Source organism: Ramlibacter sp. (genome assembly GCF_028291745.1).
Taxonomy (GTDB): domain Bacteria; phylum Pseudomonadota; class Gammaproteobacteria; order Burkholderiales; family Burkholderiaceae_C; genus Ramlibacter.
This window is the reverse complement of the sequence record NZ_JAQGNQ010000146.1, coordinates 25,326-40,302: the sequence shown is the minus strand read 5'-3', so window position 1 is coordinate 40,302 and position 14,977 is coordinate 25,326. Positions and strand designations below refer to the sequence as shown.

Sequence of the window (14,977 nt, the reverse complement as noted above, 5' to 3'; positions counted from 1 at the left end):
GATCCGCGCAAATGCTGAAGAGGTCCCGCATGACTTCGATTCGATCCCACCATGCGCCACCCGCCGGGCCCCGGGCCCAGGCCGGCGTCATGTTGCTCGAGGCGCTGATCGCGATCCTGATCTTCTCGGTCGGCATCCTCGGCATCGTCGGGCTGCAGGCGACCGCCGTGCAGCAATCCAGCGATGCCCGCTACCGCGCCCAGGCGGCGGAACTCGCGCAGCAGTTGCTGGGCCAGATGTGGACCGGGGACCGCACCGCGACCACGCTGCAGACGCAGTACAACTGCACGCCCCCGTGCAGCAGCCCGGGCGCCGGCTACGCAACCTGGTACACGCAAGTCAAGAACAACCTGCCCGGCGTGGCTTCGGACACCAACCTGCAGCCCGCGGTCATCGTCGACTCGGCCGGCATCGTGAACATGACGCTGTACTGGCGCCAGGCCTCGGACCAAACGGGGTCATCGCACCAGTACAAGGTCCAGAGCCAGATCGGACAATGAACACCCTGCCCGTCCCTCCTCGCCGGCCGTCCGGGCGCTACGCGCGGGGCTTCTCCCTCATCGAGATCATGGTCGGCCTGGTGATCGCGATGATCGGCGTGATCATCATGATGGAGGTGCTGATCACTTCCGAACAGCGCACCCGCACCACCAATGCCGGCAACGAGGCCACGAGCGGCGGCGCCGTGATGCTGCACATGCTGACGACCGACCTCAAGCAGGCCGGCTATGGTTTCAACAACGCCACCACGCTGGGCTGCAGCATCACGGTGCCCACCGGCGCCGTCGTGCCACTGGCGCCGGTGGTGATCAACCCGGCGACCTCCCTGATTCCCGCCGGCGACGCCAACACCGACACCCTGCTGGTCGCCTATGGCAGCGGCAACGGCCAGCCGGAGGGCAACAAGGTGACCGGAATCGCCGGCAGCGTCTACAAGGTCCAGGCGGCCGAGTCGTTCGCGCCGAACGACTATGTGGTCGCCGCGCCCTGCACCACCAGCGGGATCCTCGCGAAGGTAACCGCCGCGTCCCCGGCCACGCTGAGCGTCACCGTCAATACCGTGCAGGCTGGCGCGACCACGCTCTACAACCTGGGCGCGGCGCCGCGGATCGTCGCCTATGCGGTGCGCAACGGCTCGCTCACCTCCTGCGACTTCATGACCAACGATTGCCGCACCAACAGCGCGACCAACTGGGTCGCCGTCTCGGGCAACATCGTCAGCCTGCGCCTCCAGTACGGCCACGGCACCGCCGCCAATGGCCAGGTCTCCAGCTGGAACCAGACCACCCCCGCCACGCAGTGCGACTGGATGAAGACGCCGGCGGTGCGGCTTGCCCTGCTTGCCCGCAGCACGCAGTACGAGACCACGATCTCGGACACCACCAAGCAGCGCACCTGCGAGGCCGTCACCGGCGCCACTCCCCTCTGGACCGGCAGCAGCGGCACGCCCAACGCCCCCTTCGTGCTGAGCAACTCGGACTGGCAGTGCTACCGCTACAAGACTTTCGAGAGCACCGCGCCCGCGCGGAACATCATCTGGTCGGCATCGGATTCGGGATGTTGAAACGTCGCCCCCTCACAGTCTCCCTGCGGCGCGCCCGCCAGCAGGGCATCGTGCTGCTGATCGCGCTGGTCGTGCTCGTGGCCATCATGATCGGCGGCGTCGCCATGATGCGCTCGGTCGACAGCGCCACGCTGGTGGCCGGCAACCTGGCCTTCCAGCAGGCGGCCACCAACTCGGCCGACCAGGGGATCGAGCAGGCCATCGCCATGCTGCAGATGAAAGCCGGCACGAACGCCTTGAACACGGACGATTCCAGCTGGGGCTACTTCGCCACGATGAAGTCGGACCAGAGCCCCGACAGCAGCACGAATTGGCAAGCCTTCTGGGACAGGAACCTGGCCGCCAACGCGCGCGACGCGGGGATCGACCAGGCCGGCAACCACATCTATTTCGTCGTGCACCGGGAGTGCAGCGCCGCGCAGGCGCCCGGAACCACCGGGCAGTCGTGCGTCGCCTCGCCGCTGGCGACCAGTTCCGGCGGCAATTCCGAAGAGGTCGGCGAGATCGCCCTGCAGTCCGCGTCGCAAGTTTATTACCGGATCACGGTGCGTGTTTCGGGCCCAAGAAGGACAGAAAGCTATGTTCAATCGCACGTCACAATGTGAGCGCCCGACGCGGCCCCAGGGGTCGCCGTTGCTGACGACGGCCGCCCGCGCGGCCGTCGTCGCTCTGGGCATGCTGGCGCCCTTGCACGCCCTGCCCGCCACCACCGACCTCTCCACGGTGCCACTGCCCACCTATACGGTAGGCTCGACGGTGGACATCAAGCCCAACATCCTGTTCGTGCTCGACGACTCCGGCTCGATGGACTGGGACTTCCTGCCCGACTGGGTGACGCTCACCAGTCCGTCCTCCACCGACTACAGCATCAACTACACGCAGGCTCCCGCGTACCTGTTTGGCAACGCAGCCTTCAACGGCGTTGCCTACAACCCGGCGGTCACCTATTCGCCGCCGGTGATCTTCACCTCGGCGGGCGCCAAGAACACGACGACCTACCCGAGCATGACGGGGACCTCGACCACCACCGGCGGGGACAGCTCGGCCAGTTCGTCCGCGCCCAACTGGAACGCGGTCAAGTACGACGCGTACGGCGTGCAGAGTTTCAACAACGCCAACGTGTTCTCCCCGCCGGTGAACGCCACCAGCAGTTCGAAGAACGTACTGACGAACAACGCCTATTACTACACCATCATCCCTGGCGAGTACTGCACGACACCAGGTCTGACGACCTGCACCCCGGCTACCGCACTCATCGACACTTACCAGTACCCCGCCCCGCTGCGCTGGTGCAACAGCACGACGCTGGCAAACTGCAAGGCACTTCCGGACGCCAGCTACAAGTACCCGCGCATCGCCGCGCCGCTGATCTCGACGGTCACGTTCCCGTCCACGGGCAGCAGCCGGAGCGTCACCGGCATCACGATCGCCAGCCAGCAGATCATGAGCGCGGCCACGTCTTCATCGACGAGCGCATCGACCATAGCGGCGAGGGTCGCCGCCCAGATCAACGCCTGTGCAAACGTCATGACCGGCAGCTGCGCGGTCGCGGGCTACACCGCCGACAGCAACGGCGGCGTGCTCACGATCTTCGCACCGGGCAGCACTGCACCGGCCACGCCGGTGGCGGCCACGGACCTCGCCGCCTACACGAGCACGATCACCTACTCCGCGTTTGCGGCCTCCAAGATTCCGTTGGCGCAATACCTGAGTGGCACGGCGCAAAGCAGCGCCCCCATCCCGGGCTTCAACGTGCGCACGGCGATCACCGCCGCGAACGACAGCTACCCGTATCCGGGTACGACCGCCAAGGCACTCACGCGCACCGACTGCGCCGGCACGACCTGCACGTTCAAGGAGGAGATGACCAATTACGCCAATTGGTGGACCTACTATCACACGCGCATGCAGATGATGAAGTCGTCCGCCGCCCTGGCGTTCTCCACGCTGGACAGCGCGGCCAACGTCGCCGCCGGCACCACACGCTACCGCGTCGGCTACTTCAGTCTCAACAACAACACCACCACGGACCTGGTGAACGTGACGGACTTCGACGGTTCCGGCAAGTTCACCTGGTATTCCAAGGTCCTGAGCGCCAAGCCCCTGAACGGCACCGCACTGCGCAAGGCGCTGTCCGACGCCGGCCGGCTGTACGCGGGCAAGCTGAACGGCACGAGGTACAACGGGGTCACCGTCACCGAGCCGATGCAGTACTCCTGCCAGCGCAACTACACCATCCTGTCCACCGACGGCTTCTGGAACGGTGGCGCGGGCTACAAGCTGGACGCAACCTCCGCCGTAGGCAACCAGGACGGCCTGATGCCGCGACCCTACAAGGACGGCGCCGCGTCGCAGATCCAGCAGAGCACCAGCCAGCTGCAATCGGCCACCATCACGCAAAAGGCTTCGAAGGGCACGCTCCAGGCGCAGACCTCGCAACTGCAGAAGCGCACGTCGCAACTGCAGCAGCAGACTTCGCAGTTGCAGAAGCAGACTTCACAGTTCCAAATCCAAACCTATCAGTTGCAGCGGCGCACTGCCAACACGGCAGGAGTCTTCCCAACCACCTGGACCAACGTCACCAGCGGCAGTTGCGTGGCAAGCGCTACGGTTCAATGCCAGTACGCGATTGTTACGCCCTGGACAGGCACCAAGACCTGCAGTGCGGTCGCGCAGTCGACGGGCCCCACGTATTCGGTGCGCACCGCAACCGACTGTCAAACCGTCGTCACCTCCGCGTTTACCGGTGTCTCCGCCTGCACGGTGGACACCACGACGAACAACAGCGGGAACACCACCCAGTGTCAGACCGTCGTCACGTCGCCCTTCACCAACGTCGCTTCCTGCACCCCGAACTCCACGCCGGGCACCAACGGCAACACGACGCAATGCGCCTACACGAGCTGGACCAGCTGGGTCGGAGCGGCGTCCTGCACGGTACGGGCCCAGGACACCTCCGGGGCATCCAACGTGGCTACGGCCACCGACTGCCAGACCGTGGTCACGTCCGCCTACGCGAACGCCCCTTCCTGCGCCGTGACGACCACGCCGGACAGCAGCGGGAACACCACGCAATGCCAGTACTCGTTCGCCGCGGTCGCGGCCACGGCGACCTGTGCGCCCGCGTACGTCAGCGGTAACTTCAGCAACGCCACCGTCTACCAGGGTTGCACCCAATCAGCCCCGACCTGGACCAACGTCGCCGCGGGGGGATCGTGCACGGTCACGGCGGCCAATACGAGCGGCCAGTACACCGCCTGCCAGTACGCCGCCTGGACCGCGTATGCGGATGTGGCCTCCTGTAGCGCACTGGCCCAGAGCACCGGCCCGACGACGTTCAATGTGGCCAAGGCGGTGCAGTGCCAGGCCGTCGCCAGCGGCGGTACGAGCGACACGCTCGCGGACGTCGCCGCCTACTACTACAACACCGACTTGCGCAGCTCCACCCAGACCGGAGCGGACACCACGGGCAGCTGCACCGCAGCCGACGGGACCACCGACCTGTGCGCCGACAACGTCATCGCCTACGGCCGGGACACGGCCGCCTGGCAACACATGACCGTGCACACGCTTGGCCTGGGCGCGCAGGGCCAGATGGTGTTCTCCCAATACCAGAACGACTCGGGCGGTACACGCGTCTACGCTCCCGACTACTGGACCCAGCCCTCCGGTGACTTCAACGCGGTCGCCAACGGCAGCACGGCCACCAGCACCGTTTGCACCTGGCTCACCAGCGGTACCTGCACGTGGCCGATTCCGGCGTCCGACACGATCACCAACATCGACGACCTGTGGCATACCGCGGTGAACGGCCATGGCACGTACTTCAGCGCCACCGATCCGGCGTCGCTCTCGAGCGGGCTGAGCGCGGTGCTGGCACAGATCGTCAATACCCCGCGGCCCGGTACCGCGGCCGCGGCGGCCAGCTCGAACCCGAACATCACCAGCAGCGACAACTTCGTGTTCAGTTCTTCCTATCAGTCCGTGAACTGGTTCGGCGAACTGATCATGCAGCGCTTCAACGACGACGGCACGCTGACGGCCCAACAGTGGTCGGCCATGCAACTGCTGGACTGCGCCACGACGCCCTGGCGGGCCGCCACCACCTATTCCGTGGGCCAGGTCTACAACTCGGGTGGCACCTGCTACCTGGTGAAGAACGCGTACACCTCCCTCAGCGGCTTCGCGGGCGGCACGGGGGGTACCGACGGGGCGAACGTCTCGGCGCTCACCGGCGCCCCGGTCACCCGCAAGATCTTCATGGCCAAGGCCGGCGCCCTGACACCGTTCACCTTTGCCAACCTCACCACCGTTCAGCAGGCGTACTTCACCACGCCCTACCTGACCTACACGTCCGCCGCCCAGGGTCTGTCCCAGTTCTGCGCCAGCGGCGCCTCCTGCCTGAGCACCACCGCCCAGACCAATGCCTCCGGTTCGGCACTGGTGGACTACCTGTCGGGCGTCCGCACCAACGAGGTCACGTACTACCGCTCCCGCATGCACGTCCTGGGCGACATCGTCTCGTCCGAAGCGCGCTACGTGAAGCAGCCGACGCAAGCCTACCTGGACGCGAACTACGCGAGCTTCGTCAGCCTGCAGTCGACCCGCGTGCCCACGGTGTACGTCGGCAGCAACGACGGCATGCTCCATGCGTTCGATGCCCTCACCGGGCAGGAGCGCTGGGCCTTCGTCCCGACCGCGGTCATGCCGAACCTGTACCGGCTGGCGGACATGAACTACGGCAGCCAGCACCAGTACTACGTCGACGGCACCGCGGAAGTGGGTGACATCTGCCCGAAGGCGCCGGCTGCCACGTGCGCCGCCGCGGAGTGGCGCACCATCATCGTCGGCGGACTGAACCAGGGCGGCAATTCCTACTATGCGCTGGACATCACCGATCCGATCAATCCGACCCTGCTCTGGGAGTACAGCAATGCGACGATGGGCCAGAGCTACAGCAATCCCCGCATCACCAAGCTGGCGAACGGCACCTGGACGGTGATGCTGACCTCCGGCTACAACAACCCCGACGGCATCGGCCGGCTCTACGTGCTCAACGCGTCGACCGGTTCACTGCTCAACACGATCTCCACGGCCACGGGCTCGGCCACCAGTCCGGATGGCCTGGCCAAGATCTCGGCGCGCTCGTCGGCCGGCGCCGCCAACAACACGGTGGACGAAGTCTACGGCGGCGACCTGCTCGGCAACGTCTGGCGATTCGACGTCAACGGCAACATCGGCGCGGGGGGTACCGATGCGCAGCTGATGATCAATCTGCAGGGCCCCAGCGGCGCCGTGCAACCGATCACCAGCAAGCCCACGGTGGCCGCGGTCAACAGCACGCCGCTGATCATCGTTGGCACGGGCCGCTACCTCGGCCTCTCGGACCTGACCGACACCAGCACCTTCAGCATGTACGCGATCAAGTACGCCACCAGCCAGACGGCCACGCTGACGACCCCCCGCACCACAGGCAGCAAGTTCGTGAAGCAGACGCTCACCGCGACCACATGCCCCGCCGGCACGCCGGCCACCATCTGCGACCAGGGCCAGTCCGTGTTGACCGGATCGTCCAATGTCGTGGACTGGGGGGTGAACAACGGGTGGTACCTCGATTTCGTGAATTCCGGCGAGCGTTCGGTGACGGATCCCACCCTGGCGCTCGGCACGCTGGCCTTCACGACCATCAAGCCCCAGAGCTCCACGACGGGCACGATCACCGGTTGCACCGGCGCCGACAGCTCGGTGAACGCGCAGAGCTTCCTGTACTACCTGGACTTCCTGTCCGGCAGCGCCATCTCCGGTACCGGTAACGTGGTGGGCGAACTGCTGTGCACCTGCGTCGCCACGCGACCCTCGGTAGTGAAGACTCCCAGCGGCACGGTCGAAGCCATCATCCGGATGTCGGGCGGCGGCCTCACCACCGGCACCGACATGGGCGTGACCTCCCGCCAGGACTTGCCGTACAACACGAGCACCGGCACCCTGCGTCGCACCTCCTGGCGCGAGCTGAACGGCGACTAGACTCCAGCGATCGGCCGGCGCGCGGACCCTGCGGGGTCCGCGCCCGTTTTGGAGGACCCACTTGCACATAGCCCGCGCCCTGGAACTCGCCCGCCTGGCGATCGGCATCACCGAACCCAACCCCCGTGTCGGCTGCGTGATCGTCTCCGGCGACGGCACGCGCGTGCTCGCCGAAGGCCACACCCAGCCCGCCGGCCAGGCGCACGCCGAAATCATGGCCTTGCGCGATGCCGCTGCCCGCGGTCACGACGTGCGCGGTGCCACCGCCTACGTGACCCTCGAGCCCTGCGCCCATCACGGCCGCACCGGCCCCTGCTGCGATGCGCTGATCGCCGCTGGGATCGATCGCGTGGTCGCGTCGCTCGCCGATCCGAATCCTCTGGTGGCCGGCCAGGGCTTCGCGCGTTTGCGGGCCGCCGGCGTGAGCGTCGAGATCGGGCCCGGGGCCGAGGCCGCGCGCGAACTGAATCTCGGCTTCTTCAGCCGCATGGTGCGCGGCCAGCCCTGGGTGCGCATGAAGATCGCGGCCTCGCTCGACGGCCAGACCGCGTTGGCCAACGGCGCCAGCCAGTGGATCACGGGCGAAGCCGCGCGCGCCGATGGCCACGCCTGGCGTGCCCGCGCCGGCGCCCTGCTCACCGGCATAGGCACCGTGCTGCAAGACAACCCGCGCCTCGACGTGCGGCTGGCGCCCGTGGGCAGGCAGCCGCCGCTCGTGGTGGTCGACAGCCGACTGCAGACGCCGCCGGATGCGGCCCTGTTCGACGTGCCCGGGCGGCCGGTGTGGATCTACGCGGCGGCGGATCAGCCCCCGGCGCAGGAGCGCTTGCGTGCGCGGGGCGCCACGGTGACCCACCTGCCCGACGCGGGCGGCAAGGTCGACCTCGCGGCGCTGCTGAAGGACCTGGGTGGCCGCGGCGTGAACGAGCTGCACGTCGAAGCGGGCTTCAAGCTCAATGGGTCGCTGCTGCGCGAGGGCCTCGTCGACGAGTTCCTGGTGTACCTGGCGCCCAGGCTGCTGGGCCCCGGCCAGGGCATGGTGAACATCGGCCCGCTGGCGCAGCTGGACGAAGCGGTCGCCCTGGAATTTTCCAGCGTGGAGCGCGTGGGGGCTGACCTTCGTGTGCTGGCACGGCTGCCGGGGCGGACGGCCTTCTAGAGGTGCCATCCGTGGTCGTCGGCTGTGCGGGCCCTCCCCGACCCTGTCAAAATACCCCCATGTTCACCGGCATCATCACCGGCGTCGGGCGGATCGCCGCCATCGACGACCTCGGGACTTCGCAGCAGTACGGCAAGCGCCTCACCATCACCGCGCCCACGGGATACCTCGATGACGTCGGCCTGGGTGACAGCATCGCCCTCAACGGCGCCTGCATGACCGTCACTTCGCTCGACGCCAACGCCGGCCGGTTCTCCATCGACATCTCCGCGGAGTCGCTGGACAAGACCGCGGGTCTCGACCGGCCCGGCGCCGTCAATCTCGAAAAGGCGCTGCGGCCGCAGGACCGCCTGGGCGGCCATCTCGTCTCCGGCCACGTCGACGGCGTCGGCACGGTGCTGAAGATGGCGCCGGTGGGCGAGAGCTGGGAGCTGCGCATCCTGGCGCCGCGCGCGCTGTCGAAGTACCTGGCCTACAAGGGCTCGATCACCGTCAACGGCGTGAGCCTCACGGTCAACGCCATCGAGGACGGCGAGCAAGGCACCGACCTGAGCATCAACCTGATTCCGCACACGGTGGACAACACCGCGCTGCACGCGCTGGCCGAAGGCAGCCGCGTCAATCTGGAAATCGACCTCATCGCGCGCTACGTCGAACGCATGCTGAGCTCGGGCACCGGCTTGCCCGAGCGACCCGCGCCCTAGCCTTTCAGCTTAGGGGACTCCCCGAGCGCCTGGGGCGCTATTTCCCTAGTGCCGCTACTGCCGAGCATGGTCTCATCGGCGCATCCAGCTAGTTGTCAGCCCAGCGCCTTCCCGCCCCGGGCGCTTGCCCGTTCAAGGTCGTCAAATTCACCTCGCGTCGCAAGCACGCGCAGGTCGCGCTTGGCGGCGGGCAGCAGACGGACGAACTCACCGTGTTCTCCGTGCGTGACACCTGCTATTTCTGCCTGCCGCGCGGCTGCGCCGCCGGCCCCGTACGGAAGCACCAATGACCATGCAGGGGACCACCAACCGCCGCATCCTCGTCGTCGACGACATGCCGCAGATGCACGACGACTTCCGCAAGACGCTCGCCGCCCGCCCCGCGGACGATCGCCTCGCGGACTTCGAGAACGCGCTGTTCGGCGACAGCCGCCCCGCGGCCGAGGATGGCTACGACATCGACTCTGCGTACCAGGGCATCGAGGCGCTCGCGAAGGTCAGCGGGGCGCTGCAGGAGGGCCGACCCTATGCGATGGCCTTCATCGACATGCGCATGCCCCCCGGATGGGACGGCGTTGAAACGATCGAAAGGATCTGGGCGGTCGACCCGCAGCTGCAGGTCGTGATCTGCACGGCCTACTCCGACCATCCCTGGGAGGAGGTGCTGGCCCGCCTGGACGTGCGCGACCGGCTGCTGATCATCAAGAAGCCGTTCGACCTGATCGAGGTCTCCCAGCTGGCGCGCATGCTCACCGCCAAGTGGACGCTGGCGCGCCGCGCCTTGCGGCAAGTGGACGAGCTCGAAGATACGGTGCACGAGCGCACGCGCGAACTGGTGGTGGCCAAGGAGGCGGCCGAAGCGGCCACCCGCGCGAAGGACGAGTTCCTCAGCAACATGAGCCACGAGATCCGCACCCCCATGAACGCGATCATGGGCCTGTCGTACCTGCTGCTGCAGACCGACCTGAACCGGCAGCAGCGCGATCACCTGGGCAAGGTCTACGCCTCGGCCGAAAGCCTGATGGGAATCCTCAACGACATCCTGGACTTCTCCAAGGTGGAGTCGGGAATGCTGCAACTGGAGCTGGTTCCTTTCCCGCTTGCCGCCGTGCTGGAGCGGGTGACCAACATGCTGTCGCTCAAGTGCGAGGAGAAGGGCCTCGGCCTTTCCTTCGACATCGCACCCGATGTCCCGCGCGAACTGGTCGGCGACCCGCTGCGGCTTTCGCAAGTTCTGCTGAACTTCACCAGCAACGCCATCAAGTTCACCGAGCGCGGCCAGGTGCGCATCTGCGCCGAGATTTCGTCGGTCACCGAACGCGACGTCGCGCTGCGCCTGTCGGTGGTGGACAGCGGCATCGGCATCAGCCCGGAGCAGCAGCAACTGCTGTTCCAGCGCTTCCAGCAGGCGGACGCCTCGACCACCCGCCGCTTCGGCGGCACCGGCCTCGGGCTCGCCATCTCGCGCCGGCTGGCCGAGCTCATGGGCGGCGACGTCGGCGTCGAAAGCGAGCTGGGGCGCGGCAGCCGCTTCTGGTTCACGGCCCGCCTGGGCTTGCCCGTCGCGGTCGAGGACCCGACCTTGGCAGCACCGAAGCCCCCCCGGCCCGCGCAGCCGGGCAAGCAAGCCGCTCTCCCCGCTGGGATGACCCCGCGGCAGTTCGAACAGCGCGAGCAGCTCGCCGGGGCGCGCATCCTGCTGGTGGAGGACAACGAGGTCAACCAGATCGTCGCCTGCACGATCCTGCGCAAGGCCGGCCTGCACGTGGACATCGCGGACAACGGCCAGGAGGCGCTGGACCGGCTGGCCTGCGAGTCGTACGACGCGGTGCTCATGGATGCGCAGATGCCCGTGCTGGACGGCACGGCAACTACGCGCGCCCTGCGCAAGCTCGCCCGACACGCCGAGCTTCCCGTCATCGCGATGAGCGCGAGCGTGCTCCCCGAGGACCGCCGGCGTTGCCTGGACGCGGGGATGAACGATTTCATTGCCAAACCGCTCGAGCTGCCAGCCATGTGGGAGGTGCTGCTCAAGTGGGTGCCGCCGCACCGAAGCGCGCGCGCCGCTCTCGCGGGCGGTGCCGCATGCTGATGCTGCCGGCCACTCCAGCCACCGTGCAGGCGACGCCGATCGACGCGCGGTGGGTGGTGTCGGGCCTGCGCATGCGGGTGCTCGTGCCGCTGGCGCTGGGCCTGATCATCCTCTTTGCGACCTTGACCACCATGATCCTGCTGGCGCGTGCGCGGCAGAGCGAGCAGGACCTCGCGCAGAGGGCGGCCTCGGTGCAGACGCGCGTGCAGGAGCGCATCGACAGCGAAGCCCGCACCATGCGTTCGTTGCTGGAACTGCTCATGCTCGACCAGCAGCTGGTGGCCGCCATGCGGGCACGCGACCGCGGCGCGTTGCTGGCGCTCGCCGCACCCGTTTTCGACACCTTGCGGGTGCGCAACAAGGTCTCGCACATGTACTTCATCCTGCCGGACCGCACGGTGCTGCTGCGGGTGCATGCGCCGGAGGATTACGGCGACCGCATCGGCCGGACCAGCCTCTTGCGCGCCGAACGGACAGGCGAGCCGGCCTGGCTGAACGAGCCCGGCCCGCGCGGCACGTTCACGCTGCGGGTGGTCTATCCCTGGACCGTACGCGGTCAGCTGATCGGCTACATGGAACTCGGCATCGAGCTGGAGGACCTTCTCGACGGGCTGAAGGGCACCCTGGGTGCGGACCTCTTCGTGGCCATCGACAAGTCCCGGCTCGACTTCAAGAACTGGCAAGCAGCCCAGGACCACGGGGCGCACCGGATGGACTGGGACGAGTTCCCGCAGACCGTGCTGATCACGCGCACCACCGAGAAGCTGCCCCCGGAACTGCGCGCCTTCCTTTCCGGGCAGGCGGCGACCACGAGCAAGCGGACCTTCGAGGCACGGCAGGGTGGGCGCATCCAGCAGGTCATCTCGGAGCGGTTCCAACTCGGGGGGCAGGACGTCGGCCGGATGCTGGTGATGTCCGACATCACGGATGGCGTCGCCGAACGACGCCGCGCCGTGCTGACGCTGGCCGCGCTCAGCCTGCTGATCGGCGGCGCCCTCACCGCGTTCTTCTATGTGCTGCTCGGCAAGGTGCAGCAGGACGTGGCGGCACGTACGGCACGTCTGGGGGAGGCGCGTGCGAGCCTCGCCGAGGAACACCTCGACCGAAGGCGCGCGGAGCGCGAACTGGTTTCCCAGCACGAGCGCAACGAGATGCTGGAGGCCCGCAGTCGCATGCTCGATAAGCTGGCTGACGCAACGCAGACCGCCCAGGCGGCCTTGCGGGACAATGAGGAGATCACGCGCAAGCTGCGCGAGATGCAAAGCGAACTGGTCGCGACCGCACGGCAGGCGGGCCGGGCGGAGATCGCCACGAACGTGCTGCACAACGTGGGCAACGTTCTCAACAGCGTCAACACTTCGGCCGGCCTGATCGGCAGCACGTTGCGCCGCTCGCGGCTCACCGGCCTGGCGCGCGCGCTGCAGCTGCTGGAGCAGCACGCGGGCGACGTGGGCGACTTCCTGACGCGGGACGCAAAGGGCAAGCTGCTGCCCGGGTATCTGGCCGCGGCAGGGCAGGCCCTGGCCTCCGAGCACCAGGGCATGACGCAGGAGCTGGAACGCCTCATGAAGAGCCTCGACCATATCGAGGAAATCGTGGCCACGCAGCAATCGCACGCAGTCGCCGGCCATGTGATCGAGCCCGTGATGCCGGCAGAGCTTGCCGAGAATGCCTTACGGATGCAAAGCGCGGCGCTCATCCGCCACAACGTGCAAGTGGTGCGCGAGTTCGGCGCCGTTCCCCGGGTGCCGCTGGACCGCGGCCGCGTGCTGCAGATCCTGGTCAACCTGATCTGCAATGCGACAGCCGCCATGGGCGGCCTGGCGACCGACGCCCGGCGCCTGACGGTGCGCATCGAGATGGCCACGCCCTCGCGCCTGCGCTTCGCGGTCAGCGACGTCGGCGAGGGCATCCCGCAGGAGAACCTGACGCGCATCTTCGCGCACGGCTTCACCACGCGAGCGGACGGTCACGGCTTCGGGCTGCACAGCAGCGCCCTGGCCGCCAGTGAAGTGGGCGGCACCTTGACCGTGCACAGCGACGGCCCGGGCCGGGGCGCCACCTTCACCCTGGAGTTGCCGCTGCCGGCGCGCACCGAGTGAGGCGCCCGCATGCCCGCCCGGCCCGGGAGGGACATGCGGCCGATGCGACAATACGGGGGATGACCCGCACCGACCTGCCCAGCCTCGCCCCCGTCTCGCCCGTCGAGGAGATCGTGGCGGAGATGAAGGCGGGCCGCATGGTGATCCTGGTCGACGAGGAAGACCGCGAGAACGAGGGCGACCTCGTGCTCGCCGCCGAACACGTCACGGCCGACGCGATCAACTTCATGGCGCGCTTCGGCCGCGGCCTGATCTGCCTCACCCTCAGTCGCGAACGCTGCGAGCGCCTGCGCCTGCCGCCGATGGTGGCGCGCAACGGCACGAAGATGGGCACGGCCTTCACCGTCTCCATCGAAGCCGCCGAGGGCGTGACCACCGGCATCTCCGCCGCCGATCGCGCCCGCACCGTGCAGGCTGCCGTGGCCCGCAACGCCCGCGCCGAAGACCTCGTGCAGCCGGGACACATCTTCCCCCTGCAGGCCGTCGACGGCGGCGTGCTGATGCGCGCCGGCCATACCGAAGCCGGCTGCGACCTCGCCGCCCTGGCGGGCCTGACGCCCGCCGCCGTGATCTGCGAGGTGATGAAGGACGACGGCACGATGGCGCGGCTGCCCGACCTGCAGCTGTTCGCCGCCGAACACGGTCTGAAGATCGGCACCATCGCCGACCTGATCGGCTATCGCAGCCGCACCGAAAGCCTGGTCGAAAAGATCGGCGCCCGTCCGCTCGCCACCACCTGGGGCAACTTCGTGGCGCATGCCTGGCGCGACAAGCCGAGCCAGGCCCTGCACCTCGCGCTGGTCTGCGGCCAATGGCAGCCAAGCGATGCGGTGCCGGTGCGCGTGCATGAACCGCTGTCGCTCCTCGATGCGCTCGAAGTCAATCGGCCGATGCACTCGTGGAGCCTCGACGCCAGCCTGAAGCACATCGCGCAGGCCGGCCGCGGCGTCGCGGTGCTGCTCAATTGCGGCGAGTCGGCCGACCAGTTGCTGGCGCAATTCGAAGGCACGGCGCGCGCCTCGCATGCGCCGGAGCGCGGGCGCATGGACCTGCGCAGTTACGGCGTGGGCGCGCAGATCCTGCGCGAATGCGGCGTGCAGAAGATGAACCTCATGGGCACGCCGCGGCGCATGCCCAGCATGGCGGGTTACGGACTTGAAGTGGTGGGCTATACCCACCGGCCACTTTGAGATGAAACCCCGCAGGGGCACCTGGACCGCGCGGAATAACATGCAGCGCGGTCCCTCCTGTGGAGAGGATCCGGCTTTGCCGGTCCTCTCCACACTGATTGACCACAACCCAGAAAAATCGCCTGCGATTTTTCTGGGTTAA

Annotated in this window: 9 protein-coding genes; all 9 read left to right on the top strand. The window is 67.8% G+C overall.

Annotated features, from left to right (window positions below):
- Nucleotides 1–29 precede the first annotated feature (29 nt).
- The 9 genes from JWP60_RS26445 to ribBA all read left to right on the top strand — a co-directional run bounded on the left by JWP60_RS26445 (nt 30) and on the right by ribBA (nt 14,835).
- Nucleotides 30–500, top strand: a complete 471-nt coding sequence (locus JWP60_RS26445) for a hypothetical protein (RefSeq protein ID WP_299798538.1) — start codon at nt 30–32, stop codon at nt 498–500.
- Nucleotides 497–1,564, top strand: coding sequence for a PilW family protein (locus tag JWP60_RS26440; RefSeq protein WP_299798535.1), 1,068 nt, complete (start codon nt 497–499; stop codon nt 1,562–1,564). The genes JWP60_RS26445 and JWP60_RS26440 overlap by 4 nt, the downstream gene beginning before the upstream one ends.
- A gap of 50 nt (nt 1,565–1,614) precedes the next feature.
- Entirely contained in the window at nt 1,615–2,169 is a 555-nt protein-coding gene (locus JWP60_RS26435; RefSeq protein WP_299798532.1) for a hypothetical protein, read from the top strand.
- Between the two features lie 28 nt (nt 2,170–2,197).
- Nucleotides 2,198–7,588 (top strand): PilC/PilY family type IV pilus protein, encoded by a 5,391-nt coding sequence (locus tag JWP60_RS26430; RefSeq protein WP_299798529.1) that lies wholly within the window; start codon nt 2,198–2,200, stop codon nt 7,586–7,588.
- Nucleotides 7,589–7,649: 61 nt separating this feature from the next.
- Complete coding sequence (ribD, locus tag JWP60_RS26425; protein ID WP_299798526.1) at nt 7,650–8,747, top strand: bifunctional diaminohydroxyphosphoribosylaminopyrimidine deaminase/5-amino-6-(5-phosphoribosylamino)uracil reductase RibD; 1,098 nt, start codon at nt 7,650–7,652, stop codon at nt 8,745–8,747.
- 59 nt (nt 8,748–8,806) lie between these two features.
- The gene (locus JWP60_RS26420) at nt 8,807–9,451 is read left to right on the top strand and encodes a riboflavin synthase (protein WP_299798523.1); all 645 of its coding nucleotides are present in this window, start codon (nt 8,807–8,809) and stop codon (nt 9,449–9,451) included.
- Nucleotides 9,452–9,737: 286 nt separating this feature from the next.
- On the top strand, nt 9,738–11,543 hold the full coding sequence (locus JWP60_RS26415; RefSeq protein ID WP_299798520.1) for a response regulator: 1,806 nt from the start codon (nt 9,738–9,740) through the stop codon (nt 11,541–11,543).
- The gene (locus tag JWP60_RS26410) at nt 11,537–13,645 is read left to right on the top strand and encodes an ATP-binding protein (RefSeq protein ID WP_299798517.1); all 2,109 of its coding nucleotides are present in this window, start codon (nt 11,537–11,539) and stop codon (nt 13,643–13,645) included. Before JWP60_RS26415 ends, JWP60_RS26410 begins: the two co-directional genes overlap by 7 nt.
- 59 nt (nt 13,646–13,704) lie before the next feature.
- On the top strand, nt 13,705–14,835 hold the full coding sequence (gene ribBA / locus JWP60_RS26405) for a bifunctional 3,4-dihydroxy-2-butanone-4-phosphate synthase/GTP cyclohydrolase II (RefSeq protein ID WP_299798514.1): 1,131 nt from the start codon (nt 13,705–13,707) through the stop codon (nt 14,833–14,835).
- Nucleotides 14,836–14,977 lie beyond the last annotated feature (142 nt).

Excerpts from the sequence above, each read along its gene's own strand:
- JWP60_RS26445 (WP_299798538.1), top strand. The coding sequence starts at position 30 with ATGACTTCGATTCGATCCCACCATGCGCCACCCGCCGGGCCCCGGGCC.
- JWP60_RS26410 (WP_299798517.1), top strand. The coding sequence starts at position 11,537 with ATGCTGATGCTGCCGGCCACTCCAGCCACCGTGCAGGCGACGCCGATC.
- JWP60_RS26420 (WP_299798523.1), top strand. The coding sequence starts at position 8,807 with ATGTTCACCGGCATCATCACCGGCGTCGGGCGGATCGCCGCCATCGAC.
- ribBA (WP_299798514.1), top strand. The coding sequence starts at position 13,705 with ATGACCCGCACCGACCTGCCCAGCCTCGCCCCCGTCTCGCCCGTCGAG.
- JWP60_RS26440 (WP_299798535.1), top strand. The coding sequence starts at position 497 with ATGAACACCCTGCCCGTCCCTCCTCGCCGGCCGTCCGGGCGCTACGCG.
- JWP60_RS26415 (WP_299798520.1), top strand. The coding sequence starts at position 9,738 with ATGACCATGCAGGGGACCACCAACCGCCGCATCCTCGTCGTCGACGAC.